Genomic DNA, 26,493 nt, shown 5'->3' on the forward strand with positions numbered 1-26,493 from the left:
CGATTTGGCGGGCCATCCAACCATGCTAGATGACGGCAAGACCGAACAGCTGCAAGGCTTACCAACAAGGCTTGCTCGAATAGACTTGCGACAAGAAGAAGGGCCGGGAACGTCCATGAAGCACATTACCTGCATCGAAGATCTGCGCCAGCTGCACAAGCGCCGGGTGCCGAAGGCGTTTTTCGATTATGCGGACCGCGGCTCCTACACCGAGGACACGCTGCGCGCCAATTCCGAGGACCTGCAGCAGATCAAGTTCCGCCAGCGCATCCTGGTCGATGTGTCCAAGCGTACCCTGGCGACCACGATCCTTGGTGAGCCCTCGGCGATGCCGCTGATCCTGGCCCCGGTCGGCCTGCTCGGCATGCAGCATGGCGACGGCGAAATCTACGCCTGCCGCGCCGCACAAGCGGCCGGCATTCCCTTCACCCAGAGCACCATGTCGATCTGCTCGATCGAGGACATCGCGGCCGCCGTCGACAAGCCGTTCTGGTTCCAGCTCTACGTCATGAAGGACCGCGGCTTCATCAAGTCGCTGATCGAGCGCGCGATCGCGGCGAAATGCTCGGCGCTGGTGCTGACCGTCGACCTGCAGGTGATCGGCCAGCGCCACCAGGACATCAAGAACGGCATGACGGTGCCGCCGGAATGGTCGCTGTCGAAGCTGATCGACTTCGCGACCAAGCCCGCCTGGGTATCGGGCGTGCTGCAGGGCAAGCGCCGCACCTTCGGCAACATCGCCGGTCACGTCAAAGGCACCGAGGACCTCACCAAGCTGTCGGAGTGGACGGCTTCGCAGTTCGACACCTCGCTGAGCTGGAAAGACATCGACTGGATCCGCAGCATCTGGCCCGGCAAGCTGATCCTTAAAGGGATCCTCGACGTCGAGGACGCCGAGCTCGCCGCCAAGACCGGCGCGCAGGCGATCGTGGTCTCCAACCATGGCGGCCGCCAGCTCGACGGCGCTCCGTCCTCGATCGAGGTGCTACCCGAGATCGTCGACGAGGTCGGCTCGAAGCTCGAGATCATGTTCGACGGCGGCATCCGCACCGGCATGGACATCATGCGCGCGCTCGCACTCGGCGCGAAATCCTGCATGATCGGCCGCGCCTATGCCTACGGCCTCGGCGCCGGCGGCCAGGAGGGCGTCGCCAAGGCGCTCGACATCCTGGGCAAGGAGCTCACCACCACGATGGGCCTGTGCGGCGTCAACACCATCGCCGAGATCGACGACAAGGTGCTGGCGGTTTAGCGCGGACACACACTCGCCGTCGTCCCGGGCAAGCGAAGCGCGACCCGGGACCCATAACCACCGATGGTCATCATCTCGCAACGCTGCGGCCGCAGCGCGCTTCGACAACTTAACCCGGTGGTTATGGGTCCCGGCTTCCGCCGGGACGACACGTCGAGAGAGCTTCGCTTCGCCTCACATCGGCGGTGCGATGCCGTCGCGGCCAACATTGACGCGGTTGGCTTCCAGCGTGCCGTCGTCCTTCTTGACCGCGCCGAAGATGATGATCTTGGCGCCGGGCTTCAGTTCCGACTTGTCGCCGGAAACGAAGGTGACGACCGGAGTGCCCGGCGGCACCACGACCTTCTTCTCGCCGTCCTTGTATTTCACCGTGATGTTCTGGCCGTCGGCGCCCTGCACCGTCTCGGCCACGGTTGCGTTGGTCATCGTCGAATTGGCGCGCAGGTCCCAGGGACGAAAACCTTCAGCGGCGCCGCGCTGGTTTTCCGGGAAGATGTGAATCGCGATCGCCTTCTGGGTCCCGTCAGGCTCCGGCATCGCGGTGACGCCGATGTAGGAGCCGGACTTGATCTCGGACAGATCGGTCTTGGCAACGCCGAACACCGCGACGTTATCGGTGGTGCGCACCTTCATGTCGGCGCCGTCGCGCGACTTGATCGACAGCATTGCGCCGTCGACGGCCTCGATGGTGCCGCGAATCCGTACGGTCGGCGGCTGCTGCGCCGACGCGGTCGAGGCAAAGGCAACAAGAAGCAATGCAGCGAGTGGCAGCGATTTCGGCATGGTGTTCCTCATGGGTTTGGCTGGCGATTCAGGGAACACCGGGAAGTTGAAGGTATTCCGTGCGGCTACCTCCCCTTCGCGGGTGAGATAGCTCGCACGACAACTACGCACCGAATGAGGATGCCGTTACTGCGATAACGAAACTGTCATCCTGTAGCCCGGATGGAGCGCAGCGCAATCCGGGACGATCGTACCGCGGAGACAGAACCCGGATTTCGCTTCGCTCCATCCGGGCTACCAACGTGTTCACATCGGCGGCGTGAGACCGTCGCGGCCGACGCTGACGCGATCGGTCTCGAACGAGCCGTCGGGCAGCTTCTTCATGAAGGCGATGACCTTGGCGCCGGCCTTGAGGTCCGCCTTGTCACCGGGAACATAGGTCACGACAGGGGTGTCGGGTGTGACCTGCACCTTCTTCTCGCCGTCCTTGTACTTGACCAGCAATGTATGACCATCATTGCTGACGACGGATTCCGAGACAGTGGCGTTGGTCATGCTGCTGTTCGGCTTCAGATCATAGGGCCGCGAGCCCTCGCCGGTGCCGCGCATGTTCTCGGGGAACACATGCACCTCGACCGCCTTCGGCACGCCGTCAGGCCCCGGCACCGTGGTCGTGCCGATGAAGGAACCGACCTTGATGTCGGACAGGCCCATCTTGGTGAGCCCGAGCACCACCATATTGCCGGCCATATGCAGCCTGACGTCTTCACCACTGCGCGACTTCACCGCGAGCGTATCGCCGTCGACGCTTTCGACGGTTCCACGCACCCGGGTCGGCGTCGGCGGCTGCTGGGCAAGCGCGTAGAGCGTGGACGCCGTCACCATCGCAAGCGCGACGAACGGACGAATGAGATGGGAACGGCTGGCAGGCATCAGTGATCTCCGGGAGGGAACGCGGGGGGACTAACACCAGACCCCGTTCCGGAGACGCTATTCCAGCCCTCAAGTCTTTGTGAGATCGGCCTCGACGATCGCGCGCAACTCCGCCGTGACTTGCGGGCGCTGCCCGAACCACAATTCGAAACCGCGCACCGCCTGGTGCAGCAGCATGCCGAGCCCGTCGGCGGTCTTCAGGGAGCGCGCCTGCGCTGCGGCCAGCAACGGCGTCACCAGCGGCACGTAGACAATGTCGGAAACAACCGCGCCCTCCGGCAACAGGCCGACATCGATCTCCAACGGAGGCTGGCCGTGCATGCCGAGCGACGTCGTGTTCACCAGCAGGCCTGCGCGCGGCAGCAGCTCGCCGACTTTGTCCCACGTCGCAGGATGCACACGCGCGCCAAATTGCTCCGCGAGCGCGCGGGCGCGGTCGATGGTGCGGTTGACCAGATGCACGCGCGCGATGCCGCGCTCGATCAGGCCGAACACCACCGCGCGCGCCGCGCCGCCAGCGCCGAGCACCAACGCGTCCTCGGTCTTGTCCCAGCCCGGCGCGCAAGCATCGAGATTGTTGATAAAGCCTTCGACATCGGTGTTGGTCGAGCGCAACTCGCCATCGGCGAACCACAGCGTGTTGGCGGCGCCGACGGCGCGGGCGCGCTCATCCGGCGCCGACAGCGCCAGCGCGTGCTCCTTGTGCGGACGGGTGACATTGGCGCCGACGAAGCCGCGCAGCGACAGGCGGAACAGGAAATCCTTGAAATCCTCCGGCGGCACCGCCTCGATCACATAGCCGCCCTCGATGCCGAGCGTGCGCAGCCAGTAATGATGGATCAGCGGCGAGCGGGAATGCGCCGCCGGCCAGCCGATCAGGCACGCGGCGCGGGTTTTGCGTTGAGATGTCATGGCGGTGACATCGGCCAAGGCAGGCGCGCTGTCAATCCGTCCGCTTCGCGGTTGCGGCAACCAGCGCGCTGAGGATGAAGGCGGTGCCCGCGGCAAACCAGATCGCAGCGAGGTTGATCCAGTGGTAGGCAGCGGCCCCCGCCAGCGCGCCTGCCACCAGCGCCGCCCACAGCAACAAATTGGGCATCCAGGCCCAGCCTGCGCCGCCGGTCAGTGCGGCGGCGATCAGCTGGCCGACCTTGACCAGCGCCCCGGTGACATAGGTAAGGCCCAGCCCGGCCCCGCCTTCAAGCTGGAATACGGCGTTCTCGAGCCCCATCGCCAGCACGATGGCCGCGACGGCGGCGTTCGGCAGGTCATAGCCATAGGCCAACGCCGCGACCGCCAGCAGCAGCGCCTCGACGAGCAGGATCAGGGGCTGGCGATGCGCGATGCTGCTGAGCACGACCAGGCTGCCGGCCGCGGCACCCGCGACGAACAGCACGATCAGCGCCAGCGCCTCCAGCGCGTGCTGCCAATGCCCCGCAGCCAGCGTCACGCCGAGCCGCGTCGAGTTGCCGCTCATGAAGGAGACGAACAGTCCGCCGAGCTGCAGATAGCCGATGGCATCGACATAACCGGCCAGCGCGCTGAGCGCGCAGGCCAGCGCCAGGTTACGGCGGGATTCCAGCATGATGTCCTTGCGCCCCCATAGGGGCGCAAGCTAGCTGGCTCGGGCCATCCTGCCAACGATCGCGCCCGCGGGGCGTGATCACCGCCAACGTCACGCCGCGTCGCGATGCGCGGCGATGATCTGGTCGGCGGCACGGCCCGTCACCTCGGCCATGCGGTCGAACTGGCGGGTGAAGGTGCCGGCGCCGGCGGTGGCCGAACGCAGCTCGACGATGAGGTCGCCGATCTCGGATTCCGGCATCGTGGCGCGAACGCAGTCCCAGCCGCTCCAGCCCTCGCGGGTGTCGAAGCCGAGGATCTGGCCGCGGCGCGCCGACAGGATCGCGTTGATCTTGGCGGTGGCGTCGGTCGGACAGACGATCTCGACCATATGGATCGGCTCCAGCAGCACCGGCTGGCACTGCGGCAACCCTTCGCTGACCCCGATCCGCGCCGCGGTGCGGAACGCGAGATCGGAGGAATCGACGCTGTGATAGGAGCCGTCGGTCAGCGTGACGTCGATGTCGATCACGGGGAAACCAAGCGGGCCGCGCGCCAGCGCATCGACGACGCCCTCTTCCACCGCGCCGATATAGTTGCGCGGCACCGCGCCGCCGACCACCTTCTCATGGAATTCGAAGCCGGAGCCGCGCGGCTTCGGCTTGATGTCGAGCACCACATCGCCGAACTGGCCGTGGCCGCCGGACTGCTTCTTGTGCCGGCCGCGCTGGGTGACCGCCTTGCGGATGGTCTCCTGATAGCCGATCGCCGGCGGATGCGATTTGACGTTGACGCCGTAGCGGTCCTTCAGCCGCTCCTGGGCGACGCGCAGATGCATCTCGCCCTGCCCCCACAGCACGGTGTCGTGGGTGCGCGGGTTCTGGATCATCGTCAGCGAGGGGTCCTCCTCGTTCAGCCGCAGCAGCGCCTGGCCGAGCTTGACGTCGTCCTTGCGGTCGGTCGCTGATATCGAGATCGACAGCACTGCCGCGGCCGGCTCGACCTTGGCCAGCGAGGCCGGGGCCGTCTTGCCGCTCGAGACGGTATCGCCGGTCTTGATTGCATCGAGCTTGCCGAGCGCGACGGTGTCGCCAGCCTCCGCCGACGGCCGCTTGCTGTCATGCGTGCCCGAGACCGCGAGGATGCCGGAGACGCGTCCGCTGTCGCCGCTTGAGGATTGCAGCGTCGCGCCGTCGTCGAGGTGGCCCATGAGCACGCGCGCCAGCGACAGCTTGCCGCCGTGCTGCAGGTGCACGGTCTTGAACACATAGGCCAGCGCATCCTTCGTGTCCTTGATGCCGAGCCGGCCGGCGGTCTCAGTGACGCCGGGCGCCTCGTGGCGCAGCGCCTTCATCAGGCGCAGCACGCCGTTCTCGCGGCTCGCGGCACCAAGCAGCACCGGACAAATCAGCCCGTCGCGCAATTCGCGGGCCAGATCGTCGAACACGGCATCGCGCGGCGGCTGGATGTCCTCCAGCAATTGCTCCATCAGCGCATCGTCGTGATCGGCCAGCTTTTCCAGCATCGAGAAGCGCGCTTCCTTTTCGCGGTCGAGATTGCCGCCCTCCAGCGCCATCACTTCCGACGGCTTGTGCTCGCGATAGACGAAGGCGCGCTCCAGCGCGAGATCGACAAAGCCTTCGATCAGATCGCCGTTCCAGATCGGAATCTGGCGCAGCACCAGCGGCACCCGCGAGGCCGGCTGCAGCGTCGAGAGCGTCTCGCGGACGCGCTTGTTGGCGCGGTCGATCTTGTTCAGGAACAGGAAACGGGGAATCCCGAGCTCCTCGAGCTCGCGCAGGATGATCTGCAGCTGCGGCAGCTTCTTCTCGTCAGCTTCGCAGACCACGACCGCGGCATCGACCGCCGGCAACGCGGCGCGCATATCGTGCGCGAATTCGATCGAGCCTGGGCAATCGATAAAGGTGTAGCTGTCCCCCATAAAGGTGGTGGTGGCGGCGGTCAGGCCTACGCCCATCTTGTGTTGACGCGCCTCGGGGCTGGCATCGCCGACGGAGGTTCCGGCATCGACGCTGCCGGCAGTCTTGATGGCGCCAGTGCGCGCCAGGATCGCTTCCAGAAGTGTGGTTTTACCGCTTTGGAAAGGGCCCACCAGTGCAATGCACCGTGGACCTCGGGGACTTCTGACGTCTTGTCCCATTGCCGCCTCCTCGTGTTGGAGCTCGGCCCATGATTGGGTCGGCGACCGTTCATGCTCTGCCTGCGTTTGACATTTGGCAAGCGGGAAAACGTCGCTGCGGTGCGGCGTCGCGGACGTTTACGATCGCTGAGCTGTGCGCCGCCACTCTCCCGGAAAAATTGCGTCCGATGCGCCAGTTCCTTAGCGCGCAACCCCTGGAGCGATCTCGCGCCAGCGCGCGGCGATGTCGAGCAGGCGACGCACGGCAGGCGATGCATCTTCCTCGCGCCACGCAATCGTGAGCGGGGCCGTCACCACCGGTGCGGAAAGCCGAACGTAGGCGACGCCGCGACCGGTCTGCGCGCGCGCCGCGGCCTCCGGAACGAGCGATACACCGACACCGGCGGCAATCAAACCGATCGCGGTTTGCAGATGCAGAACCTCCTGCGCGAGCCGCGGCGTGAAGCCCGCTGCCCGGCATGCGTTCACGATCAGGCCCGTGACCGACGGCTCCGGCCGCGCCGGATACAGCACGAAAGCATCGTCGGACAATTCGGCGAGCGCAATGTCGCGCCGTGCCGCAAGAGGATGCGCACGCGGCAACGCTGCAACATAGGGCTCCTCGACGATGAGCCGCTGGGCAAGCCCCGGTTCGTCAAGCAGTGCCGGACGCGCGAAGCCGATATCGATCCGGCGGCGCCGCAACGCCTCTGCGATCTCGGCCGCCAGCATCTCGTCGAGCACGAGCTCGACATCGGGACAGGCGTCACGATAGGCGCCGACGATGTCGGGCAGTCCCGCAAACATGGCAGAGCCGACGAATCCGATTCCGAGCCTGCCGGCCTGGCCGCGCCCGACGCGCCGCGTGTCGGCAACCGCACTCTCGAAGCTTGCGAGCACCGCGCGTGCGCGCGCAAGAAACAGCTCGCCGGCCTCGGTGAGCCTGACAGGACGGCTATTCCGCTGCAGCAGCGTGACGCCGAGCTCGTCCTCGAGCTGACGGATCTGCTGGCTGAGCGGCGGCTGCGCGATGTGCAGCCGCTCGGCCGCGCGGGTGAAATTCAATTCCTCGCCGAGCGCCACGAAGTATCTGAGGTGTCGCAATTCCATGCCACCGCTATAGCACGGCGGCCGGCGACGGCAGCCATACGCAATAGCTCTGCAACCGTATCGAACGAGTATTGGACCGGACGCGTCAACGCGGACAGCCTGCGGCAAACCACAGGAGGTCGCAATGACGGCGCTGGAAAACGCCTTCGCGGATGCAGCCGCGGCAGGCATCACGCAACAGAAGATCGATATCGGCGGCCTATCCGTCAACGTCGCGCGCTTCGGCAAAGGCCCGCCGCTGCTGCTGCTCCATGGCTGGCCGGAGTTCTGGCTGGTGTGGCGGCCGCTGATGCTGCGCCTCGGCGACAGCTTTGAACTGATCGCACCCGACCTGCGGGGCTGCGGCGACACCGGCAAGCCGGCGCCAGGACCCGACCCGTCCGCGACCGCGGAGCGCCACGCGCAGGATATGTTCGCGGTCATGGACGCGCTCGGTCATGACCGCTTCGGGGTGATCGGCGGCGATCTCGGCGCCTATGTCATGCAGGCGATGTCGCATCGTCAGCCGCGGCGGCTGACGGGCACGCTCTATCTCTGCACGCCCTATCCAGGCCTCGGCCACCGCTACGGCGAGCCCGGCCACCTGATCGAGGTCTGGTATCAATACTTCCAGCAGCTGCCATGGGCCGCGCAACTGGTCGGCAGCTCGCGCGAGTCATGCCGGCTCTATTTCCGCCACTTCCTCGACCATTGGTCGGGCGACGATCCCGCCGTGTTCGGCGACCTGCTGGAAGCCTATGTCGATAACTTCATGAAGCCGGGCAACATCCAGGGCGGCTTCGACTGGTATCTCTCGTCCGCACCCAATCGCCGGCTCTGGCTGGAAGGCAGGCTTCCGGCGCAACCGCGCATCAAGGTGCCCTCGCGCTTTCTCTGGGGCCGCCGCGATCCGCTGATCTCACCCGAATGGTCGGACCGGCTGGGGGACTATTGGAGAGAACCTTCGATCAGGTTCGTCGACACCGGGCACTATGTTCACGCCGAAGCGCCCGGGATCGTTGCCGAAGAAGCCCGCGGCTTCTTCGGCAGGTTGAATAACGCTACGCGCGCGCTTTAGCGACCCGGACGCAGTTCCAGGCTCTCGAGGCCGGCGGCGATGTTGACGCCGACCTGGCCCTGCACGCTGAGCGGCTGCAGGGCGATGGTGTTGTCGGAGCCGCCGACCAGCACATTGCCGCCAACGCCGACGCCAAGCGTCGCGCTGCCCTGCGCACCGGCATAGTTGCCGGAGAGTGCACCCGGCCCGAGCCGTTCCACCGGCGCGTAGACGCCCCAGGCCAGCGCCGATTCCTGGGTGATGCCGAGATCGATGCCGACCTTCTGGATGGTCGCGATGTAGCGATCCTCGGGCAGGCCATTGGCGCGCAGCACGCAGCCGAGATGGGTCACTGAACCGACGATGAAGCCGACGCTCGCACCACCGCGGCATTCCAGGACGCCGACCTGTACGCGCTGGCTCGGCTGTTGGGCGTTGACGCCAACGATTGCGGTCAGCGTGGCGATGGCGGCAGCGGCGAGGAGAGTGAGGCGACGCATGTTGGGGAGTCTCCGGCTGAGAGGCATGACGCGAGCAGAGAACAGAACGGCGCCGTGTCTGCGGCGCCGTTCGTATCCTATGCCATAACATCGGATGGTCGGCCAGAATTTGCGGTGCTCGGCCACCGATTGTTGGGGGATGTGGCGCTGTTGCTATGTTCCTTCGGGGCTGAAGTTTGGTCAGCAACGGACAGCAAACAACAGGCCGAAAAAAAGAGGCCCGCTTTCGCGGGCCCCTTTGATCGAACACCAGCCAGCCTAGAGCGTCTTCGAGCGAAGTGGATACCGGTTCGCGTGAAGAAAACGCGTCAAGACAAAATCTAGTGGTGGTGATGATGACGGTGGTGGCGATGATGCCGGCGCGGACCGTTGGTGCGGACCGGCTCGAGATCGATCCCGGCGATACCGGCCGCGACGTTGAGGCCGGTCTGGCCCTGCACGCTGATCGGCTGCAGCGCATAGGCGTTGTTCGGGCCACCGAACAGGAAGTTACCGCCGGCGCCGAGGCCGACCGAAGCATTGACGCCGACGCCGCCGTAGCTGCCGGCGAGCGCACCGCGCGGCACTACCGTGGTCGGCGCACTGACGGCCCAGGCGAGCTGGGTCTGCCCGGTGAAGCCGAGGTCGACGCCGATCCGCTTCACGGTCGCAAGATACGGCTCGGGACGGCGGCCGCCGCTCTGGAACACGCATTCGAGGCGGGCGACAGAGCCGACGACGAAGCCGACATTCTCGCCGCCCTGGCACTGCAGGACCCCGGCTTGAACCTGTTGAGGCGCCGCGTTGGCGGTGGCGAACGGCGCCAGCAACGCAAGCGCTGCAAAGGTGAGGGTCGAAAGTCGCATTGGTCTGTCTCCGCAAGGTGAACTGAATTGCAATTTGCGCGGCGGACACAAAGGAAGGCTCGTGTCCAAAACAAGGCAGTTCGCAAAGGGGCCGTAAAAACTTCCCGCGTGTGGCATTGATGTTCGCACACACACGCGTGAGGTGAGCAGGTTGTGAATTGACTCTGCGATTTTACCGGCGCGCGATATCAGCGCGTAAACGAAAACGCTCCCGCACCGGGTGCGGGAGCGTTTTTTTAGTCTCTCAGTTCGGAAACGACTATCGCAGATTACCGCAGAAGCGCTGGATGCGCTTGCAGGCATCCTCGAGATCCGAGGTCTTGGTGGCGTAGGAGATGCGGAACGCCGGTCCAAGGCCGAACGCCGATCCCTGCACGACAGCGACGCCTTCGCTCTCGAGCAGCTCGGTGACGAACGCCTCGTCGCTGTCGATCACCTTGCCCGAGGGCGCCTTCTTGCCGATCGTGCCGGCGCAGGACGGATAGACGTAGAATGCGCCTTCCGGCCGCGGGCACTCGATGCCGCTCGCCTGGTTGAGCATCGACACCACGAGGTCGCGGCGTCCCTTGAACACCTTGTTGTTCGCGGCGATGAAGTCCTGCGGACCATTGAGCGCTTCGACCGACGCCCATTGCGCGATCGACGACGGGTTCGAGGTCGACTGCGACTGGATCGTAGCCATCGCCTTGATCAGCTGCGCCGGACCGCCGGCATAGCCGATGCGCCAGCCGGTCATGCAGTAGGCCTTCGACACACCGTTCACGGTCAGCGTGCGATCGTAGAGGCTCGGCTCGACCTGCGCCGCGGTGGTGAAGACGAAGTCGTCATAGACGAGGTGCTCGTACATGTCGTCGGTCATCACCCAGACATGCGGATGCTTGACCAGCACGTCGGTGATCGCCTTGAGCTCGCTCCTGGTATAGGCCGAGCCGGTCGGGTTCGACGGCGAGCACAGGATCACCCATTTGGTCTTCGGCGTGATCGCCTTCTCGAGATCTTCCGGGCGCAGCTTGAAGCCGGTCGAGGCCGGGCACACCACCGGGACCGACTCGCCGCCGGCGAGCGCGACCATCTCGGGATAGCTGACCCAATACGGCGCCGGGATGATCACCTCGTCGCCCGGATTGATGGTCGCCATCAGCGCGTTGTAGAGCACCTGCTTGCCGCCGGTGCCGACGATGATCTGGTTCGGCTTGTAGGTCAGGCCGTTCTCGCGCGAGAACTTGTTGATGATGGCTTCCTTGAGCTCCGGAATGCCGCCGACATCGGTGTACTTGGTCTTGCCGGCCTCGATCGCGTGGATCGCAGCCAGCTTGATGTTGGCGGGCGTGTCGAAGTCAGGCTCGCCGGCGCCGAGGCCGATGACATTGCGGCCCGCGGCTTTCAGCGCGCGTGCTTTGTCCGTGACCGCGATCGTCGCGGACGGCTTCACACGGTCGAGCGCAGCGGACAGGAAGGCCATTATCATCTCCTGGCAAACGTCGTGAGCCGTTGGGCCACGACTTGATTTGAATGGGATCGCGGCACCCTAGGCCTGTCGCCGCTGCATCGCAAGAAGCTTGGCGGCAAAGCACGAAAACTTTCCCGCATGGCGCGCGACATGCGCAATATTCCGCAAGTTCCGCCCCCAAATGACTCATATCCGGTAAGCCCTGTCATGGCCGCTTCAGCCTAGCCGGCAAGGCTTCCGGCCATGTGCCCCAGCGCGGATTGCTCCGAGGACAATGTGCCGCGCGACAGCTGCCTGATGGTGCCGGCGGCAGGCGGTCCGGCGCAGCCCTGACAGCGCATCCCGCGATCCGGATGCCGCGTTAACGTTTCTGAATTGCAGCATGTCGGCCATGGCCACAGGTGGCATCGACCGGCACCGTGCACAACGTCGCGAAGGCGTGATCCGAGTTGTTCGGCCGTGTTGATGGAATCGTTCTGCACGCGTGCAGTGCGGTAGACGTTTCGACTTTTTCCACATTGCAGGGCTTGCGACGCACCCCTGTCGGCATCATTGTTTAGCGGCGTTGCGGTGTGACAGGCCGCGCAGATTTCAAGCGTACCGTCTCATGCAGTCCGTCTTCCTGATCGAGTGAACCCCGACGCAATGTACAAGCTCTATTCGATGCAGCGCTCCGGCAACAGCTACAAGGTCCGGCTGGCGCTTGCGGTGCTGAACACGCCGTACGAGGCGATCGAGATCGACATCCTGCGCGGCGAGAGCCGGACCCCGGAATTCCTCGCCAAGAATCCGAGCGGCCAGGTGCCGTTGCTCGAGGTCGCCGAAGGCCGTCATCTCGCCGAGTCCAACGCCATCCTCTGGTACGTTGCGATCGGCACGCCGCTGGCGCCGGAGTCGCGGATCGAGCGCGCCGAGGCGCTGCAGTGGATGTTCTTCGAACAGCATGCGCTGGAGCCGAATATCGGCGCCGCCTATTTCTGGCTGTCGCTGGTCAAGGGCGGGCGCGACCTGCAGACGCACGCGCTGGAGGACTGGATGGAGCGCGGTTATGCGGCGCTGCAGGTGATGGAAAATCACCTCAAGAACCACACGTTTTTCGCCGCCGAGCAGTTCACCGTCGCCGACATCGCCCTCTATGGCTACACCCACGTCGCCGACCGCTGCGACTTCGACCTGACGACCTTTCCGTCGATCCGGGCCTGGCTGAAACGGGTCGAGCAGACCCCCGGATTTGTCTCGATGGATTGGCAGCCGGGTCCCGAAGCCGAGCCTCAGGCCCGCCTCGTGGCAGGGGTTTGAATTGAGGGAATAGCGGGGAAACTGCCCAAATGACGGGCAAAACCGCCGCGCAGGCCGCATTTTCGCCGCTTTCAGGGGGCCTCGCCGCCGCAATGTTGCCGGTGACGGTGGGCAGATTCGCTCGGATGCCGCGAGTGATTCGCTCGCGGCCTGAGGGATTTACACCATGAAACGGTGGTCCGGCACGGCAGGCTTCCATGGCCGCCCTGCCCCGGTGGCATCATCCCGCCTGACCAACGCGATCGCCGCGTCGCTCGCGCTTGGCGCGCTGACGCTGTGCCTGGTCGTGGCCGTGACGGTGCTGTCGAGCAACATCAGCATGGCGACATCGATCCCGGCGTAATCCAGCAAGTTCGTTTTGGCACCTTATCCGCGGCAAGGCGCGGGAGAGACAGCGGCGCGACATGATGAAGACCCCCGTCGGACTGGTGACCGTGACGCTGTCGGCGGCGATCCTGCTTGCGGCATCGCTCCTGATCGTAACCGGCACGCAGGGCGAAGACCGCGCGCACCCCGCGCACGTCACGACGCCCGCCGCCAAACAGACCCCGCGCCACTAGCGCACGCTCCAGCGCAAATGCGCTAGCTCCATTTGTGGAAGATGAAGAACGCGCCGGCGGCGATGAAGGCAAATCCGAGCGCGTGATTCCAGCCCAGCGGCTCCTTCAGGTACAGCACCGAGAAGGCGGCGAACACGACCAGCGTGATCACCTCCTGCATCGTCTTGAGCTGCGCCGCGCTATAGACCTCGCTGCCCCAGCGATTGGCCGGCACCGCCAGCCAGTATTCGAAGAACGCGATGCCCCAGCTCACCATGATGACGATAGGGAGCGAATGATCCTTGAACTTGAGATGACCGTACCAGGCGAAGGTCATGAAGACGTTCGAGGCAAACAGCATCAGGATCGGCAGTAGCGACGGCGAAATGGCGGGCATCGATGTCCTCTTGCAAGCAAAGCACGCGGTAACCCGCGGGCACGGAAGCAGGTTCCATGCCGATCTCCATATCATTTGATTTGAAAGCAGCGAAAGCTGGTTCGGACCGCGCAACGGCCGCTTAACGGTCGGAGCGGAAATCCCGGCGCCGTTGCGGCTCTGTCGTCAAACTGCGGCTTTATCGTTTGTTCGACACATAGCGAGAACGCGCATGCGGTTCGACTGGCGTGCAATTTCAGGTCCTGCGCTGACGGCGATCATTGCGCTTGCCGCCTTCCTGATCGATCGCCTGGTGGTCACCGTCCCCAATCCGGCGCCGCTGTTCGTCTGCATCGTGGCGCTGGCGAGCTCGATCAGCGGCATCACCTCCGGGCTGATCTCCGCCGTGATCGCGGTGGCCGCATCGGCGCTGTTCTTTCTCGATCATCGCGCGCTGCCCGGCTATGACACAGCCGACCTCGCGCGGATGCTGCTGTTGGCCGCGACCGCGGCCGGCACGGCCTTTATCACCGGAATGCTGCGGCAGAAATGGATCGATGCCTTTGCCGCGCACCAGCAGCATCACGCCACCTCGGAGCGGCTTGCCGCCGCGCTCGACCAGGTCGACATCGGCATCGTGCTGCTCGACGCCGACACCCGCGCCGAATTCATCAATCGCGCCTTCCGCGACTATTTCGCGCTGTCGGACGCGCAGGCCGACAGCAAGCCGCCCTTCGTCGCGCTGATGTATCACGGCCGCGACACCGGCGCCTACGAGCTGCCGGAAGACGAGATGAGCGCGTTCGTCACCAAGCGCATCGAGATGATGCGCGCAGGCGATTCCACGCCGATCAACCTCAATCTCGCCGACGGCCAGGTGCTGCGCTTCAGCTGCACGGCGCTGCCCGACGGCGGCCGCATGCTGAGCTATACGCCGGTCACCGACCTCGTGCGGCACACCGACGATCCCGCCCGCGCCGACGAATACCGGGCGCAGCGCGCCGGGCGCGAACGCCATCTGACGCGGCTGATGCGCGCCGCCGAGTGAGGCGCGCCCCCCCAATTGATCCCGCAGGACTGCGACGCCACTTTTGAGCATGATCTCTTCGGAAAACCGCTTCACACTTTTCCGGATCATGCTCTAGAACCGTTGCGAGCGATGCGCAGACATCGCATCACGCGGGATCATCCAGGGATCGCTCATGTCCAACGACGTCACCATCCGCTTCGTCACGCGCGACGATTACGCCCAATGGCTTCCGCTGTGGGACGGCTACAACGCCTTCTACGAACGGTCCGGACCGACCGCGCTCGCGCCCGAGATCACCGCGATGACCTGGGAGCGTTTCTTCGACGCCTATGAACCAGTGCATGCGCTGGTCGCCGACGCCGGCGGCAAGCTGATCGGGCTGACGCATTATCTGTTTCACCGCTCGACCACCGCGATCGCGCCGACCTGCTATTTGCAGGATCTGTTCACCAGCGAAGCGGCGCGCGGCAAGGGCGTCGGCCGCGCCTTGATCAACGGCGTCTACACGCAGGCCAAACTTGCGGGATCGCCGCGCGTCTACTGGCAGACGCATGAGACCAACCACACCGCAATGCAGCTTTATGACAAGGTCGCGGACAAGCCCGGCTTCGTCATCTATCGCAAGATTCTCTGAGCGCGCATTCGCACCCTGTGGATTGCACAGAGGTGTCACCGGCACGTTACAAAGCCCGGCTACGCTTCCGCTCGCGTAAGATCAGGCCCCCCCGTCTCAGATCTTCGCCCCGAGCGGTCCCCGTCAGTCGCCGCGTCTGACCGGGACCGCTTTTTTTGTGACACCGCGTCCTTTGCGACGCTGCATGTTTTGTGACACTGCATTTTTTGCGACATTGCCATGCGTGACTGGCGGTAGGGCGACACCTTGCCGGCCTGCGTCGTGCGCGTCACAATCCGCGCAATCCCTCGCCTATCCCACAGGATTGTCTCATGGAAATTCGTAATCTCGGCGGCTCCGGCCTGCGCGTGTCCGCGGTCGGCATCGGCTGCAACAATTTCGGCCAGCGCACCGATCTGGAAACCTCGCGCAAGGTGATCCACAAGGCGATCGATCTCGGCATCACCCTGTTCGACACCGCCGACATCTATGCGGGCATGGGCGGCTCGGAAACCGTGCTCGGCAGCGTGCTGGGCGATCGCCGCAAGGACATCGTGCTCGCCACCAAATTCTCCAAGCCGATGGCGACCGACGGCACCAAGCAGGGCGCCTCGCGGCGCTACATCATGTCCGCGGTAGAGGCGAGCCTCACCCGCCTGAAGACCGACTACATCGATCTCTACCAGCAGCACGATTACGATCCGCTCACGCCGATCGACGAGACGCTGCGCGCGCTCGACGATCTCGTGCGTCAGGGCAAGGTGCGCTACATCGGCAACTCCAACTTCCCGGCATGGCGGATCGCGGAAGCCGAATACGTCGCGCGTCAGATCAACGTCAACCGCTTCGTGTCCTGCCAGGACGAATACAGCCTCGTGGTGCGCGGCATCGAGAAGGACCTGCTGCCGGCGGCGCAGCAATACAATCTCGGCCTGCTGCCGTTCTTTCCGCTCGCCAGCGGCCTCTTGACCGGCAAGTACCAGCGCGGCACCGCCGCGCCCGCCGACACCCGCTTCGCGAAGGCGCCGGCGTTGAAGGATCGCTACGTTACGCCGCGCAACGAAGACATCGTCGAGAAGCTGCAGGCCTTCGCGAGCGAGCGCGGCCACACCATGCTCGAGCTCGCTTTCTCCTGGCTCGCCGCCCGCCCGCAAGTCGCGAGCGTCATCGCCGGCGCGACACGCCCCGAGCAGATCGAGCAGAACGTGAGAGCGATCAGCTGGAAGCTGAGCGCGGAGGAGATGGCGGAGATCGATCGGATTACGAAGGGGTAGTTACTTGCGTCGTCCCGGCGCAGGCCGGGACCCATAACCACAAATGCCGGTGGTTAGCCCGCGCTGGGGCCACAGCTCGTTCCAACAAATATCAGCGGTGGTAATGGGTCCCGGCCTTCGCCGGGACGACACCATTGTTGTGGCGGCTCACACCACCAACCCCTTCATCGGCTTCGCCGGCGCGCTGTCTGGAAACACCGTATCCGCCAGCACGCGCTCGCCGAGGCCGAACTGATCGTGCAGCACGCCCTTGATCACGGCGCGGAGGTCAGTGGTCGGGGCGAGGTCGCGGGCCTGGTAGAGATTGGCTACCTTCAGCCCCGGCCAATCGGTGATCATGCGGCCGCCATTGACAGCGCCGCCGGCGAGCAGCGCGATGGTGCCGGTGCCGTGGTCGGTGCCCTCGGTGCCGTTGATGCGCGCGGTGCGGCCGAACTCGGTGGCGACCACGATCACGGTGTCGCGCCAGCGCGCGCCGAGACCGCTCTGGAATTCCGCCAGCGCGCCGTCGAGACCGCCGAGCAGTTGCGCGAGGCGGCCGACCGGGCCGCCCTCATTGGCGTGTGTATCCCAGCCGTCGAAGGCGAGCGCGCCGATCCGCGGGCCGTCATCCGCCGCCATCAGCTTGGCGGCTCCGCGCGCCACCAGCCGCATCGCTGCCACGCCGCCGCCGCCGGGCTTCGGCTTCATTTCATCGCCCTGCGCCTGCTTCTCGAGCTGCAAGCCCTGCGTCAGCGCGCTCGCCAGCCTCGGATCGCGGTGCTGATAGAGATCGAGCAACCGCATCGCGGTGTCGTCCGCCGCCTGCGGCAACGCGGTCGGCGCCCAGCCGACGGTTGGCGCTGCGCCACGCAACACCAGCGGCGTGGTCGGGCCGACCGCGAGCGCGCTCGTCACCCGTTCGCCCTTCGGCAATGCTTCGAGCGCGCGGTTGAGCCAGCCGGACTGCACGCGGCCGGGACCGGGGAAGCCGCTCTCCAGCACATCCTGGCCATCAAAGTGTGAGCGGTCGCGATACGAAGTCGCAACCGCGTGCACGACCGCGGCCTGCTTGGCGCGGTACATCCGTGCGAATTCCGGCATCGCCGGATGCAGGCCGAAGAACTGATCGAGCATCACGGCCGCGTTCGGTCCATCGGCTTTCAGCGCGATCGCGCCGTGCAGGCCGGCATAGTCGGGGTCACCGATCGGCGCAACAGTGGCAAGGCCATCGAGCGCGCCGCGCAGGATGATGGTGACGAATCGCGGATCGCGGCCATCGGCGGCGCGCGCGAATTTCGGCAAGTAGGCCCAGGCCGCAAAGGAGGCGCCGCCGAGCAGCAGCGCGCGCCGCGACGTCGCCTGCATCGTCAGGCTCTCGGAGCAATCCATCGTCATCTCCTCTGGAATTCCGGCGACATCAGCAGCAGCGCCAGCGCCTGCTGCCGCGATTCCGCGCGCTCGATGGTGCGCCGCGTCTCCGGCGCGGCGGCATCCGCGGCAACGAGTTCGAGCAGGTCGCGCGGGTCGAACCGGTCGGCCAGCTGGGAGGCGAGCTGCGCCGAAATGTCGAGCCTGAGCTTGATGCCTTCAGGCGCCGCCCAGGCCGCCGCGGTGTCCGGGAAACCGTTCGGCCCAGCCGGCGACCACAGCGGCTGGCCTAGCAGATTGAGGCCGTTCAGATAACGGCCCGGATCTTCGGGATTGCGCGCCAGCAGCCGGCCGGAGGCGAGCAGGAATTCGTAAGGCGAGCGCATTTTCGTCAGCGGCGCCTGCCACGCCTCGTTGGACTGAACGAGCGCGGTGGCGAGCGCCCTGAGATCGCCGTCGGTCCTGGTGAAGGTGTCCTGCAGCTTCGCCACCAGCGCCGGCGGCGGATCGTCGGCAACGAAGTGACGGGCGAATTTGGTTGCGATGAATTTCGCGGTCGAAGGATGCCGCGCGATGTCGGACAGCACCGCCTCACCCTGCGCGATGCCGGCCTGCGCATAGGTCTTGCCCAGCACCTGCTGCGGCCCCGGCTGATGTGCATTGGCGTTGAACACGAAGCTGCCGGGCGTGCCGAGCTGGCCACGACGGCCGGCGAAGGTCCAGCCGGTGATGACGCGCGCCAGCGCCGTGACGTCGTCCTGGGTGTAGCCGCCGCCGACGCCGAGCGTATGCAGTTCCATGATCTCGCGCGCGAGGTTCTCGTTCAGGCCGCGATTGCGGTTGATGCCGGCGCGCGACTCCGGCCCGAGCGATTGCTGGTTGTCGAGGAAGAACAGCATTGCCGGATGCTGCTCGACGGCTTTCAGCATGTCTGAGAAACGGCCGAGCACGTGCGGGCGGATCGCTTCGCGCTCGAACGAGCCGGCCCACATCCGCGCCAGCGCACCCTTGTTGGCGGAGATGCAGAAGTGGTTGGACCAGAACACCACGAGCCGCTCGACGAAGCCGCAATCGGCGACCACGCCGCGTTGCAGCCGCGCCAGCGCCTCGGCGCGGAACGTCTTCTGGATGATGTTGAGCGGCTGCGCCGGCGGCTTCGGTGGACCAGCCTGTGGCTGCATCGCGGCGGACGGCGTCATCGCCGCATTGGCGCCATCGGCGGCCTGCGGCTGCATCGCCGGGTCCTTCCCCGCGATCTCCTTGGCGGCTGACGGCAGCGACAGATTGCGCCGCTGCTGTGGCTTCGCATCCGGCCCCTGCGGCGGCGTCTCGCTCGCGCCTTGCTGCGCGGCTTTCGCGGCGTTGCGCGCCTGCTGGATCTCGAACTGATAGTCGAACACCTGCCTGCCGAGCTCGGGCGTCGAGAGCAGGCCCGGCACTTCGAGCAGCGCGCCGTTCGGATGCGCCAGTTCCGCCAGCACGAAACCGCGCGGATCGGAGGCCGCGTTGATGAAGTCGCCGGACGCCCCGCCGCGGGCACCGAATCCAAACCGGTTGAGGGCAATCAGCGCGGCTTGCGAATCACGGGCCATCAGAATTCCCTTAACGGCCTATCCCGGCTATATCAGTTGCCGGCATCATAGCGCGGTCCGGGATGAACCCGAGATTAATTCGTGCATTAAATCGCGGTTAGAAATGGACCTCTCGTCAACCGATCGTTCCGAACAAGTCTCGCCGCGCCGCCTCGCCTGCACGGCCTGCGGCAGCGAGTTTTCCTGCTCGCTCACGGGATCGTGCTGGTGCTCCGACGAGAGCTTTCGCCTGCCGATGCCGAGCGACGGCACCGACTGCCTGTGCCCGGCATGCTTGCGGAAACTGGCGGAACAGCAAGCAGCGGTGGGCGGCAAGTGAACATACATGTGAACACACCCTGGACCGTCGACGCTGTCCTGCTCGACATGGACGGCACGCTGCTCGACACCGAGAAGGTTTACTTCGACAGCCTGGTCGCAGCGCTCAATGCATGCGGCTACACCGACGACGTCGTCGCGCTGTGCCATTCCATGGTCGGCCTGCCCGGCCCGGTCTGCGAGACGATGCTGCGCGATCATTACGGCACTGAGTTTCCGCTTGCCGAGGTCAATCGCGCCTTCATCATTACCCGCGATCGCATGTTCAACGCCGGCCTGCCGCTCAAGCCCGGTACGATCGAGCTGCTCGACGGCCTTGCCGCCGCCGACTGCCGGACCGCGATCGTGACCTCGTCATCGCGCCGTACGGCCGAGCGCCATCTCACCCTCGCCGGCATCCGCGACCGCTTCGAGACGCTACTGACGCTTGACGACGTGACGCACGGCAAGCCCGACCCCGCGCTCTATCTCAAGGCCGCCGCACGGCTCGGCGTGCTACCTGCGGCCTGCATCGCGGTGGAGGACTCCAACCACGGCGTCTCCGCCGCGCATGCTGCCGGCGCGATCACGCTGATGGTCCCCGACATGGCGCCGCCAACCGAAGAGACTCGCGCAAAATGCGCGGCCGTGCTGCCCGACCTCAATGCCGTGCTGGCGCTGCTGCAGGAGCGCGGCGCGCTTTAAGCGTCATTGCAAGCAATTCGGGTACCACGCTCGTGGGTTACGCCGGAGCCGCCATCGGACCGCGCTTTGCGCAGACCCGGTGGGCTAACCCACCATACGCACCATCGCGATCCCGCTCAGATCGTTCGCACCTTCGATGACTTCGCGGTCTTTGCGCGTTTCGCCGCGGCGTGACTATTGCGCGCCGCGTGGCGGCTGCGCGTCTTCGCGTCCAGCGCAGCCTGTCGCGTTTTGCCGCCACCGCGGTGAGCGGCGTATTCCTTGCCATCGATCGGCGCCAGATGGGGCGGGTCAAAATCGAGATAGGGGCGCGCGACACCAAACTCCTTGCCGTGCGCGTCGACCCATTTCCAGAGCTTTTCCGACGATCTCCAACGGTCGTCGCGTGTCGCACCGTCGATGCTGACGATATCGGCCGCGAGCCCATGGCCGTAACCGCCGCGGAAGCTGCCGCCGTGATACGACTTGTTGCTGGCCGCCTTCAGCCCGCTTGCAATCGACTGGCGGTAGTCATCGCGGAAGGCGCTGGTGATGCCGGGCGACAGGCCGGCCTGTTCCGCCGCGAGAAGCGCATGAAAGAGCTTCAGCTTGAAGCTCCGATCGACGCCTCCCATGACGTAGTCCATCATCGGCATGCCGGCTCTTTCGGCCGCCTTGGTGTCCTTCCAGGCGAAATCCTCATCGACGAGCCTGGTGAAAGTTCTGGTGACCGTCACCATCTTCTTCTTTCTCTTGACCGTCACCTGCCTTTGCTCCGGCACCTTGATGGTGTCTTCCTTGGGCGTCCTTTGATAGAGCGCCCACAGATAGCGATCGATGCAGGCGTTGACGTCCCAGCACTCGTCCAGGATTTCGACGGAGTCCACCGCCGGCTTGACCACGCGAGGCTCCGGATCCGGCCTGTTCGCTGCCGGCGCCTGCAGCGGTTGAATGTCCAGCGGCAGCGCCGGATTGGTCAACGCGGCCTCGACGACAGGTTCGGTCTCGTGCACGGTCGGCGCAGCATGGGCGGTCGCCACCGCCTCCTGTCCGCTCGTGGTCGGTGCATGAGGGCCGTCAACGGCAGCGTTCGACGTGGCAGTTGCTGGTGACGTCGCCGATACGGCATCGGCGACGACAGCAGGTGCGCCGGACTCATCAACTGATGCACCGGTAACTGATGCACCGGTAACTGACGCATCGGTAACTGACGCACCGATCTTCTCGATGCCAGCCGAACCGAACGCCGCATACCACGAGACAAGACAGCCCGACAGAACGACCGTCCCGCTCAACGCTGCCGCCCGCACCCGCCGCGAATTCATTATCCCAGCCTCCACGGGCTCTTCTGGAGCCAGATTGCAAGCATGTGACGATGCGGATTGTCTGCTCTCGGCGTGGTCGCGCAATGGCAAAAGAAGGTTAACGACCCTTCTTTCCGAACGATGTTGCCCGAATGCAACTCGTACCCTACCCCCGTTTCCGTCCCGGCTTCGCCCGCGCCGTCTCGATCAGCGTGCGCGCAGCCTCGCCAGCCGTCTCCATGTAGCTGGCGTCGCGATGCAGCAGCACCACGGCGAACGAGCCATCCAGCAGCAGCAGGATCTGCCGCGCCAGCTTGAGCGGGTCGGCGATCCCTTGCTCCGCGAAGGTCGCGCGCAGCCAGTCCTCGAACTTCTTCTTGTGCGCGGCGCCGATCCGGATCGCGGGATGCCGGCAGGTTGGCGAGCTCGGCCGAGGTGCGCAGGAAGCCGCAACCCTTCCATTTCGGATGCCGCGCCGAGCGCGCGAGGTTCGTGAAGATCGCCTCGACCTTCGTAGGCAGGCCGCCCTCGGCCTCCGCGAACCATGTCCGGAACAGCGCGAGATTCGGCTGGTCGCGCGCGGCGAGGTAGGCGGCGACCAAATCGTCCTTGCTCTTGAAGTGATAATACAGCGTGCGCTTGGTGAGGCCGGCCTTGGCGGCGACCTCGTCGACGCTGACGCGGCGGATGCCTTCATTGTAGAACAGCGCGCTCGCCGCCTGGACGATGCGCGCGCGGGTGGGCTCGGAGGGTCTGGGCATCCATCGTATGTATACTAACCAGTGAATATACACAAATTGCCGCTCACCCTACATTCCACTCCGACACATACGAATGCCGGAGACTGCACATGCCCGAACCCATCCTGCTCGAAATCAAAGACGGGATCGCCCTGATTACCCTGAACCGTCCCGCGCAGCTCAACGCGCTGAACTACGCGCTGATCGATCAGCTGATGGCGGCACTCGACCGCATCGAGGGCGATGCCGCGGTGCGCGCGGTGATCCTGACCGGCGCCGGCGAGCGCGCGTTCTCGGCGGGCGCCGACATCAAGGAATTCTCCGACAGCGTCAAACAGGGAGCGGCCATCGCGGTGCGCGACTTCGTCCGCCGGGGACAAGCCATGACCGCGCGACTCGAGGCGTTCAAGAAGCCCGTCATCGCCGCGGTCAACGGGCTCGCCTTCGGCGGCGGCTGCGAGATCACGGAAGCTGTGCATCTCGCCATCGCCAGCGACCGCGCGCTGTTTGCAAAACCCGAGATCAAGCTCGGCATGCCCCCGACCTTCGGCGGGACGCAGCGGCTGCCGCGGCTGGCGGGCCGCAAGCGCGGGCTCGAACTGCTGCTGGCAGGCGATCCATTCCCGCCCGAGCACGCGCGCGAGATCGGGCTGATCAACAGCATCGTGCCGCACGATCAATTGCTGACGGCGGCGCGCGAGCTCGCCGGCCGTATCACCAGGCATTCGCCTGGTGCCGTCGCTACCACCATCACCGCGGTGACGCGCGGACTCAACATGCCGATTGCCGAGGGCCTCCTGGTCGAGAGCGAGCAGTTCGCCGCACTGGTGCCGAGCCGCGATCTCGCCGAGGGCCTGGCGGCGTGGAAGGAGCGGCGGCCGGCGACGTATGTGGGGGCGTAACCCGGCTCATTCCGCATCCGTCATTGCGAGGAGCGAAGCGACGAAGCAATCCATCCATCCGTTATGCCGGAGAGATGGATTGCTTCGCTTCGCTCGCAATGACGGTGGATAGACTCCCTTCGCCCTACCGCACCACTGCCGCGGTCTGCCCGAACAGCAGCTTGCGCTCTTCCTCGGTGCGGATCGCGGGCTGGCCGAAATTCGGGTTGACCTCCTTGGCCTTGGCATAGGCGCGCTCGGTCGCGGGGCGCTTGCCGATCGTCTCCAGCCAACGCTTCAGATGCGGGAAGTCGTCAATCTCCTGGCCCTGGTTCTTGTAGGGCACGACCCAGGGATAGCTCGCCATGTCGGCGATCGAATAGTCGCCGGCGATGAATTCGCGGTCGGCTAGGCGCTTGTTGAGCACGCCGTAGAGCCGGTTGGTCTCGTTGACGTAACGGTCGATCGCGTAGGGCAGCTTCTCGACCGCGTAGTTGCGGAAGTGATGGTTCTGCCCGGCCATCGGCCCGAGCCCGCCCATCTGCCAGAACGTCCACTGGATCGCGTCATAGCGGCCGTAGAGATCTTCGGGCAGGAATTTTCCGGTCTTCTCGGCGAGATAGAGCAGGATCGCGCCGGATTCGAACAAGGAGATCGGCTTGCCGCCGCCCTTCGGGGCGTGATCGACGATGGCCGGAATGCGGTTGTTCGGCGCGACCTGCAGGAAATCCGGCTTGAACTGATCGCCCTTGCCGATGTTCACCGGGAAAATCTTGTACTCCAATCCGGTCTCTTCGAGGAACATCGTTATCTTGTGACCGTTCGGCGTGGACCAATAGTGGAGGTCGATCATGGGCGTAATCCTGCATTTCCAGGGATTGCTGACGCATCCGTGAAAAAGATGCGAATGCATGAAGTTGGGCGCAAAGCGGCAGCCAAGTCAATGGCGGCGCATTGCACAGCGCGCGAATGTGATCTGCAAACAACGCAAGCGCCCGATTGAGCCGCGCCCCGATTGAACCTAGGCTCCGCGTGCTTCGTATTGAAAAATTTTCAGAACAAGGGGGATTATGATGACAAGGGATTTGGCACGACGTGAATTCCTGAAAGGCTCGGCGGCGATCGCGGGCGCCGCGGCCGCGGGCGCATTCTCTTGCGTCGAGATCGCGAACGCGGCGCCGATCGAGGTGCCGACCGTCGACAAGCTGTCGATCCGCGTCCTGGTCGATTCCAGCTTCGACATCTTCTTCAAGCCGAAACAGGCCAACGGCGTCTCAATCGTTCCGGCGTCGCGCAACGCCGATTACCAGCGCTCGCTGCACAATGAATGGGGCCTGTCGCTGTGGCTGGAGTCGGAGGCCAAGGGCGCGCAGCGTACGCTGATGCTCGACTACGGCTATACCCCGGACGTCCTGCTCAACAACATGGCGCTGGTCGGCGTCGATCCGTCGAAGCTCGACGCACTGATCGTGAGCCACGGGCACTACGATCATTTCGGCGGCCTCAACGGCTTCCTCGACAAATTCCGCGACAAGCTGCCGGCCGACGTGAAGCTCTATGCCGGCGGCGAGGATAATTTCTGCCACCGCGTCAGCCCGACCCCGACCAAGGGCCAGTTCGCCGATTTCGGCACGCTGGACCGCCGCCAGCTCGCCGCGCAGCGCGTCACCACCGTGCTGTGCGAGACGCCGACCGTGATCGCCGGCCACGCCTTCACGACAGGCAAGATCACCCGCCGCAGCATCGAGCGCGTGCTGCCGCAGACCTGGGTCGAGTTCGGCATCAAGGACGGGCTCGGCTGCAACGCCAGCCACTATCTGCCGGCCGAGATGGAAGGCAAGATCGTGCCCGACGAACACATCCACGAGCACGCGACCTGCTTCAATGTGAAGGACTTCGGCCTGGTCGTGATCTCGTCCTGCGGCCATGTCGGCATCGTCAATTCGGTGAAGCAGGCGCAGGAGGTCTCGGGCATCCAGAAGGTGCACGCGATCGTCGGCGGCTTCCATCTCGGACCGGCGCCGAAGGACTACCTCACCGAGGTCGTCGCCGAGATCAAGAAGCTGGATCCCGATGTCGTGGTCCCGATGCATTGCTCCGGGCTCAACTTCGTGCAGGAGGCGACCGCTCAGATGGGCGACAAGGTGATGGTCACCACCACCGGCAGCCGCCTCTCCTTCGGCATATGAGACAAAATAAACTGCGCTCGATCGCGTGCGCCGGCGCCGGCCTGTGGCTGACGCTGGCGCCAGCGCTGGCCGGCGACGCGCCAGCGCAATCAGCGCGCTCGGCCGCCGAGATCATGGACATCCTGATGTGGAACAGGGAGCCGGTCGGCGGCCCGTTCGCGCTGACCGATCAAGCCGGCCATGCGCGCACCGACAAGGAGTTTCGCGGCAGGCTGATGCTGGTCTATTTCGGCTTCACCTATTGCCCGGACGTCTGCCCGACCGATCTGCAGGCGATCGGGCTTGCGCTCGACAAGCTCGGCCCTGGCGGCGATCAGGTGCAACCGATCTTCATCACGGTCGATCCCGAGCGCGACACGGCTAGCCATCTCGCCGAATACGTGCCGATGTTTCACCCACGCCTCATTGGCCTCACCGGCAGCGCTGAAGCGATCCGCAAGGTCGCCGATGCCTACAAGGTCTATTACGCGAGGGTGCCGCTGAAGGACGGCGACTACACCGTCGATCACACCGCGTACATCTATTTGATGGACCGCGGCGGTAGCTATCTCGGCTTCTTCCCGCCGGGGACCTCCGCCGACCGCATGGTCGAGATCATTCGGCCGAGGCTCGCCGCGCCGGCGCGTTGACGCGGCGTCACTGTCGCCACATCGTAGCTGCGCCCCCTCTCCCGCTTGCGGGGGAGGGCCGGGGTGGGGGTGTTCTCCGTGTCCGACCGGGTTGATGCCTGACATATTGGACCGGGCTGATGGCTGACAATATCCGGTCATCGT

Annotated in this window: 26 protein-coding genes and 1 pseudogene; 12 read left to right on the forward strand and 15 right to left on the reverse strand. The window is 65.3% G+C overall.

Annotated features, from left to right (window positions below):
• Positions 1–115 precede the first annotated feature (115 nt).
• The gene (locus AC628_RS20200; RefSeq protein WP_074128535.1) at positions 116–1,252 is read left to right on the forward strand and encodes an alpha-hydroxy acid oxidase; all 1,137 of its coding nucleotides are present in this window, start codon (positions 116–118) and stop codon (positions 1,250–1,252) included.
• 174 nt (positions 1,253–1,426) lie between these two features.
• Here the strand turns inward: AC628_RS20200 and AC628_RS20205 are convergent, their stop codons facing one another.
• The 6 genes from AC628_RS20205 to AC628_RS20230 form a co-directional block, all read right to left on the reverse strand.
• A complete protein-coding gene (locus AC628_RS20205) occupies positions 1,427–2,035 on the reverse strand; it encodes a single stranded DNA-binding domain-containing protein (RefSeq protein WP_074128536.1) in 609 nt (202 codons plus the stop codon).
• A gap of 246 nt (positions 2,036–2,281) precedes the next feature.
• Positions 2,282–2,860 (reverse strand): hypothetical protein, encoded by a 579-nt coding sequence (locus tag AC628_RS20210; protein ID WP_168193411.1) that lies wholly within the window; start codon positions 2,858–2,860, stop codon positions 2,282–2,284.
• A gap of 117 nt (positions 2,861–2,977) precedes the next feature.
• Positions 2,978–3,820, reverse strand: a complete 843-nt coding sequence (locus tag AC628_RS20215; RefSeq protein ID WP_074128557.1) for a shikimate dehydrogenase — start codon at positions 3,818–3,820, stop codon at positions 2,978–2,980.
• Between the two features lie 31 nt (positions 3,821–3,851).
• On the reverse strand, positions 3,852–4,493 hold the full coding sequence (locus AC628_RS20220; RefSeq protein ID WP_074128538.1) for a YoaK family protein: 642 nt from the start codon (positions 4,491–4,493) through the stop codon (positions 3,852–3,854).
• A gap of 90 nt (positions 4,494–4,583) precedes the next feature.
• Positions 4,584–6,632, reverse strand: coding sequence for an elongation factor G (locus AC628_RS20225; protein WP_074128539.1), 2,049 nt, complete (start codon positions 6,630–6,632; stop codon positions 4,584–4,586).
• Between the two features lie 180 nt (positions 6,633–6,812).
• Positions 6,813–7,721 carry a LysR substrate-binding domain-containing protein gene (locus AC628_RS20230; protein WP_074128540.1) on the reverse strand — a complete coding sequence of 303 codons (909 nt, stop codon included), beginning with the start codon at positions 7,719–7,721 and terminating at the stop codon, positions 6,813–6,815.
• 124 nt (positions 7,722–7,845) lie between these two features.
• Between AC628_RS20230 and AC628_RS20235 the strand changes: the two genes are divergently transcribed.
• Positions 7,846–8,778 carry an alpha/beta fold hydrolase gene (locus AC628_RS20235; RefSeq protein ID WP_074128541.1) on the forward strand — a complete coding sequence of 311 codons (933 nt, stop codon included), beginning with the start codon at positions 7,846–7,848 and terminating at the stop codon, positions 8,776–8,778.
• Here AC628_RS20235 and AC628_RS20240 read toward each other — a convergent pair.
• The 3 genes from AC628_RS20240 to AC628_RS20250 all read right to left on the reverse strand — a co-directional run bounded on the left by AC628_RS20240 (position 8,775) and on the right by AC628_RS20250 (position 11,564).
• Positions 8,775–9,257 (reverse strand): DUF992 domain-containing protein, encoded by a 483-nt coding sequence (locus tag AC628_RS20240; protein WP_050423223.1) that lies wholly within the window; start codon positions 9,255–9,257, stop codon positions 8,775–8,777. The genes AC628_RS20235 and AC628_RS20240 overlap by 4 nt on opposite strands.
• A 320-nt stretch (positions 9,258–9,577) precedes the next feature.
• Positions 9,578–10,102: a DUF992 domain-containing protein gene (locus tag AC628_RS20245; protein WP_050423222.1), complete on the reverse strand. Its 525-nt coding sequence runs from the start codon at positions 10,100–10,102 to the stop codon at positions 9,578–9,580.
• A gap of 259 nt (positions 10,103–10,361) precedes the next feature.
• Positions 10,362–11,564, reverse strand: a complete 1,203-nt coding sequence (locus AC628_RS20250; protein ID WP_074128542.1) for a pyridoxal phosphate-dependent aminotransferase — start codon at positions 11,562–11,564, stop codon at positions 10,362–10,364.
• A gap of 633 nt (positions 11,565–12,197) precedes the next feature.
• Between AC628_RS20250 and AC628_RS20255 the strand changes: the two genes are divergently transcribed.
• From AC628_RS20255 to AC628_RS44110, 3 genes are all read left to right on the forward strand, one after another.
• Positions 12,198–12,851, forward strand: coding sequence for a glutathione S-transferase family protein (locus tag AC628_RS20255; RefSeq protein ID WP_074128543.1), 654 nt, complete (start codon positions 12,198–12,200; stop codon positions 12,849–12,851).
• Between the two features lie 166 nt (positions 12,852–13,017).
• Positions 13,018–13,194 (forward strand): hypothetical protein, encoded by a 177-nt coding sequence (locus AC628_RS44105; protein ID WP_167351873.1) that lies wholly within the window; start codon positions 13,018–13,020, stop codon positions 13,192–13,194.
• A 61-nt stretch (positions 13,195–13,255) separates the two neighbouring features.
• Positions 13,256–13,411 (forward strand): hypothetical protein, encoded by a 156-nt coding sequence (locus AC628_RS44110; RefSeq protein ID WP_168193410.1) that lies wholly within the window; start codon positions 13,256–13,258, stop codon positions 13,409–13,411.
• A gap of 22 nt (positions 13,412–13,433) precedes the next feature.
• Here the strand turns inward: AC628_RS44110 and AC628_RS20260 are convergent, their stop codons facing one another.
• Complete coding sequence (locus tag AC628_RS20260) at positions 13,434–13,787, reverse strand: DMT family protein (RefSeq protein WP_074128544.1); 354 nt, start codon at positions 13,785–13,787, stop codon at positions 13,434–13,436.
• 211 nt (positions 13,788–13,998) lie between these two features.
• Between AC628_RS20260 and AC628_RS20265 the strand changes: the two genes are divergently transcribed.
• The 3 genes from AC628_RS20265 (at position 13,999) to AC628_RS20275 (ending at position 16,683) form a co-directional block, all read left to right on the forward strand.
• On the forward strand, positions 13,999–14,814 hold the full coding sequence (locus AC628_RS20265) for a PAS-domain containing protein (protein WP_074128545.1): 816 nt from the start codon (positions 13,999–14,001) through the stop codon (positions 14,812–14,814).
• Between the two features lie 154 nt (positions 14,815–14,968).
• Positions 14,969–15,430: a GNAT family N-acetyltransferase gene (locus AC628_RS20270; RefSeq protein WP_074128546.1), complete on the forward strand. Its 462-nt coding sequence runs from the start codon at positions 14,969–14,971 to the stop codon at positions 15,428–15,430.
• A gap of 311 nt (positions 15,431–15,741) precedes the next feature.
• A complete protein-coding gene (locus AC628_RS20275; protein ID WP_074128547.1) occupies positions 15,742–16,683 on the forward strand; it encodes an aldo/keto reductase in 942 nt (313 codons plus the stop codon).
• Positions 16,684–16,830: 147 nt separating this feature from the next.
• Here the strand turns inward: AC628_RS20275 and AC628_RS20280 are convergent, their stop codons facing one another.
• Both AC628_RS20280 and AC628_RS20285 read right to left on the reverse strand, forming a co-directional pair.
• The gene (locus AC628_RS20280) at positions 16,831–18,060 is read right to left on the reverse strand and encodes a DUF1501 domain-containing protein (RefSeq protein WP_074128548.1); all 1,230 of its coding nucleotides are present in this window, start codon (positions 18,058–18,060) and stop codon (positions 16,831–16,833) included.
• A complete protein-coding gene (locus tag AC628_RS20285) occupies positions 18,057–19,625 on the reverse strand; it encodes a DUF1800 domain-containing protein (protein ID WP_074128549.1) in 1,569 nt (522 codons plus the stop codon). The genes AC628_RS20280 and AC628_RS20285 overlap by 4 nt, the downstream gene beginning before the upstream one ends.
• Before the next feature lie 327 nt (positions 19,626–19,952).
• Between AC628_RS20285 and AC628_RS20295 the strand changes: the two genes are divergently transcribed.
• Complete coding sequence (locus AC628_RS20295; RefSeq protein WP_074128558.1) at positions 19,953–20,627, forward strand: HAD family hydrolase; 675 nt, start codon at positions 19,953–19,955, stop codon at positions 20,625–20,627.
• A gap of 116 nt (positions 20,628–20,743) precedes the next feature.
• Here the strand turns inward: AC628_RS20295 and AC628_RS45385 are convergent, their stop codons facing one another.
• Complete coding sequence (locus AC628_RS45385) at positions 20,744–21,931, reverse strand: hypothetical protein (RefSeq protein ID WP_074128551.1); 1,188 nt, start codon at positions 21,929–21,931, stop codon at positions 20,744–20,746.
• A gap of 145 nt (positions 21,932–22,076) precedes the next feature.
• Positions 22,077–22,671, reverse strand: a pseudogene (locus AC628_RS20305) (TetR/AcrR family transcriptional regulator).
• Between the two features lie 89 nt (positions 22,672–22,760).
• Between AC628_RS20305 and AC628_RS20310 the strand changes: the two are divergent.
• Positions 22,761–23,552 (forward strand): crotonase/enoyl-CoA hydratase family protein, encoded by a 792-nt coding sequence (locus tag AC628_RS20310; protein ID WP_074128552.1) that lies wholly within the window; start codon positions 22,761–22,763, stop codon positions 23,550–23,552.
• A 124-nt stretch (positions 23,553–23,676) separates the two neighbouring features.
• On the opposite strand, the gene AC628_RS20315 is transcribed toward AC628_RS20310, so the two are convergent.
• Positions 23,677–24,384, reverse strand: coding sequence for a glutathione S-transferase N-terminal domain-containing protein (locus AC628_RS20315; protein WP_074128553.1), 708 nt, complete (start codon positions 24,382–24,384; stop codon positions 23,677–23,679).
• A gap of 220 nt (positions 24,385–24,604) precedes the next feature.
• On the opposite strand from AC628_RS20315, the gene AC628_RS20320 reads away from it, so the two are divergent.
• Together AC628_RS20320 and AC628_RS20325 are read left to right on the forward strand one after the other, a co-directional pair.
• Complete coding sequence (locus AC628_RS20320; protein ID WP_074128559.1) at positions 24,605–25,720, forward strand: MBL fold metallo-hydrolase; 1,116 nt, start codon at positions 24,605–24,607, stop codon at positions 25,718–25,720.
• Positions 25,717–26,349, forward strand: coding sequence for an SCO family protein (locus AC628_RS20325; protein ID WP_074128554.1), 633 nt, complete (start codon positions 25,717–25,719; stop codon positions 26,347–26,349). Before AC628_RS20320 ends, AC628_RS20325 begins: the two co-directional genes overlap by 4 nt.
• The last annotated feature ends 144 nt before the right edge of the window (positions 26,350–26,493 follow it).

It is taken from the genome of Bradyrhizobium sp. NAS96.2 (assembly GCF_001908235.1).
Taxonomy (GTDB): Bacteria; Pseudomonadota; Alphaproteobacteria; order Rhizobiales; family Xanthobacteraceae; genus Bradyrhizobium.

What these genes read in the sequence shown, in the direction of transcription:
- AC628_RS20200 (WP_074128535.1), top strand. Translation starts at nt 116, where the DNA reads ATGAAGCACATTACCTGCATCGAAGATCTGCGCCAGCTGCACAAGCGC.
- AC628_RS20205 (WP_074128536.1), bottom strand. Translation starts at nt 2,035, where the DNA reads ATGCCGAAATCGCTGCCACTCGCTGCATTGCTTCTTGTTGCCTTTGCC.
- AC628_RS20210 (WP_168193411.1), bottom strand. Translation starts at nt 2,860, where the DNA reads ATGGTGACGGCGTCCACGCTCTACGCGCTTGCCCAGCAGCCGCCGACG.
- AC628_RS20215 (WP_074128557.1), bottom strand. Translation starts at nt 3,820, where the DNA reads ATGACATCTCAACGCAAAACCCGCGCCGCGTGCCTGATCGGCTGGCCG.
- AC628_RS20220 (WP_074128538.1), bottom strand. Translation starts at nt 4,493, where the DNA reads ATGCTGGAATCCCGCCGTAACCTGGCGCTGGCCTGCGCGCTCAGCGCG.
- AC628_RS20225 (WP_074128539.1), bottom strand. Translation starts at nt 6,632, where the DNA reads ATGGGACAAGACGTCAGAAGTCCCCGAGGTCCACGGTGCATTGCACTG.
- AC628_RS20230 (WP_074128540.1), bottom strand. Translation starts at nt 7,721, where the DNA reads ATGGAATTGCGACACCTCAGATACTTCGTGGCGCTCGGCGAGGAATTG.
- AC628_RS20235 (WP_074128541.1), top strand. Translation starts at nt 7,846, where the DNA reads ATGACGGCGCTGGAAAACGCCTTCGCGGATGCAGCCGCGGCAGGCATC.
- AC628_RS20240 (WP_050423223.1), bottom strand. Translation starts at nt 9,257, where the DNA reads ATGCGTCGCCTCACTCTCCTCGCCGCTGCCGCCATCGCCACGCTGACC.
- AC628_RS20245 (WP_050423222.1), bottom strand. Translation starts at nt 10,102, where the DNA reads ATGCGACTTTCGACCCTCACCTTTGCAGCGCTTGCGTTGCTGGCGCCG.
- AC628_RS20250 (WP_074128542.1), bottom strand. Translation starts at nt 11,564, where the DNA reads ATGGCCTTCCTGTCCGCTGCGCTCGACCGTGTGAAGCCGTCCGCGACG.
- AC628_RS20255 (WP_074128543.1), top strand. Translation starts at nt 12,198, where the DNA reads ATGTACAAGCTCTATTCGATGCAGCGCTCCGGCAACAGCTACAAGGTC.
- AC628_RS44105 (WP_167351873.1), top strand. Translation starts at nt 13,018, where the DNA reads ATGAAACGGTGGTCCGGCACGGCAGGCTTCCATGGCCGCCCTGCCCCG.
- AC628_RS44110 (WP_168193410.1), top strand. Translation starts at nt 13,256, where the DNA reads ATGATGAAGACCCCCGTCGGACTGGTGACCGTGACGCTGTCGGCGGCG.
- AC628_RS20260 (WP_074128544.1), bottom strand. Translation starts at nt 13,787, where the DNA reads ATGCCCGCCATTTCGCCGTCGCTACTGCCGATCCTGATGCTGTTTGCC.
- AC628_RS20265 (WP_074128545.1), top strand. Translation starts at nt 13,999, where the DNA reads ATGCGGTTCGACTGGCGTGCAATTTCAGGTCCTGCGCTGACGGCGATC.
- AC628_RS20270 (WP_074128546.1), top strand. Translation starts at nt 14,969, where the DNA reads ATGTCCAACGACGTCACCATCCGCTTCGTCACGCGCGACGATTACGCC.
- AC628_RS20275 (WP_074128547.1), top strand. Translation starts at nt 15,742, where the DNA reads ATGGAAATTCGTAATCTCGGCGGCTCCGGCCTGCGCGTGTCCGCGGTC.
- AC628_RS20280 (WP_074128548.1), bottom strand. Translation starts at nt 18,060, where the DNA reads ATGACGATGGATTGCTCCGAGAGCCTGACGATGCAGGCGACGTCGCGG.
- AC628_RS20285 (WP_074128549.1), bottom strand. Translation starts at nt 19,625, where the DNA reads ATGGCCCGTGATTCGCAAGCCGCGCTGATTGCCCTCAACCGGTTTGGA.
- AC628_RS45385 (WP_074128551.1), bottom strand. Translation starts at nt 21,931, where the DNA reads ATGAATTCGCGGCGGGTGCGGGCGGCAGCGTTGAGCGGGACGGTCGTT.
- AC628_RS20310 (WP_074128552.1), top strand. Translation starts at nt 22,761, where the DNA reads ATGCCCGAACCCATCCTGCTCGAAATCAAAGACGGGATCGCCCTGATT.
- AC628_RS20315 (WP_074128553.1), bottom strand. Translation starts at nt 24,384, where the DNA reads ATGATCGACCTCCACTATTGGTCCACGCCGAACGGTCACAAGATAACG.
- AC628_RS20320 (WP_074128559.1), top strand. Translation starts at nt 24,605, where the DNA reads ATGACAAGGGATTTGGCACGACGTGAATTCCTGAAAGGCTCGGCGGCG.
- AC628_RS20325 (WP_074128554.1), top strand. Translation starts at nt 25,717, where the DNA reads ATGAGACAAAATAAACTGCGCTCGATCGCGTGCGCCGGCGCCGGCCTG.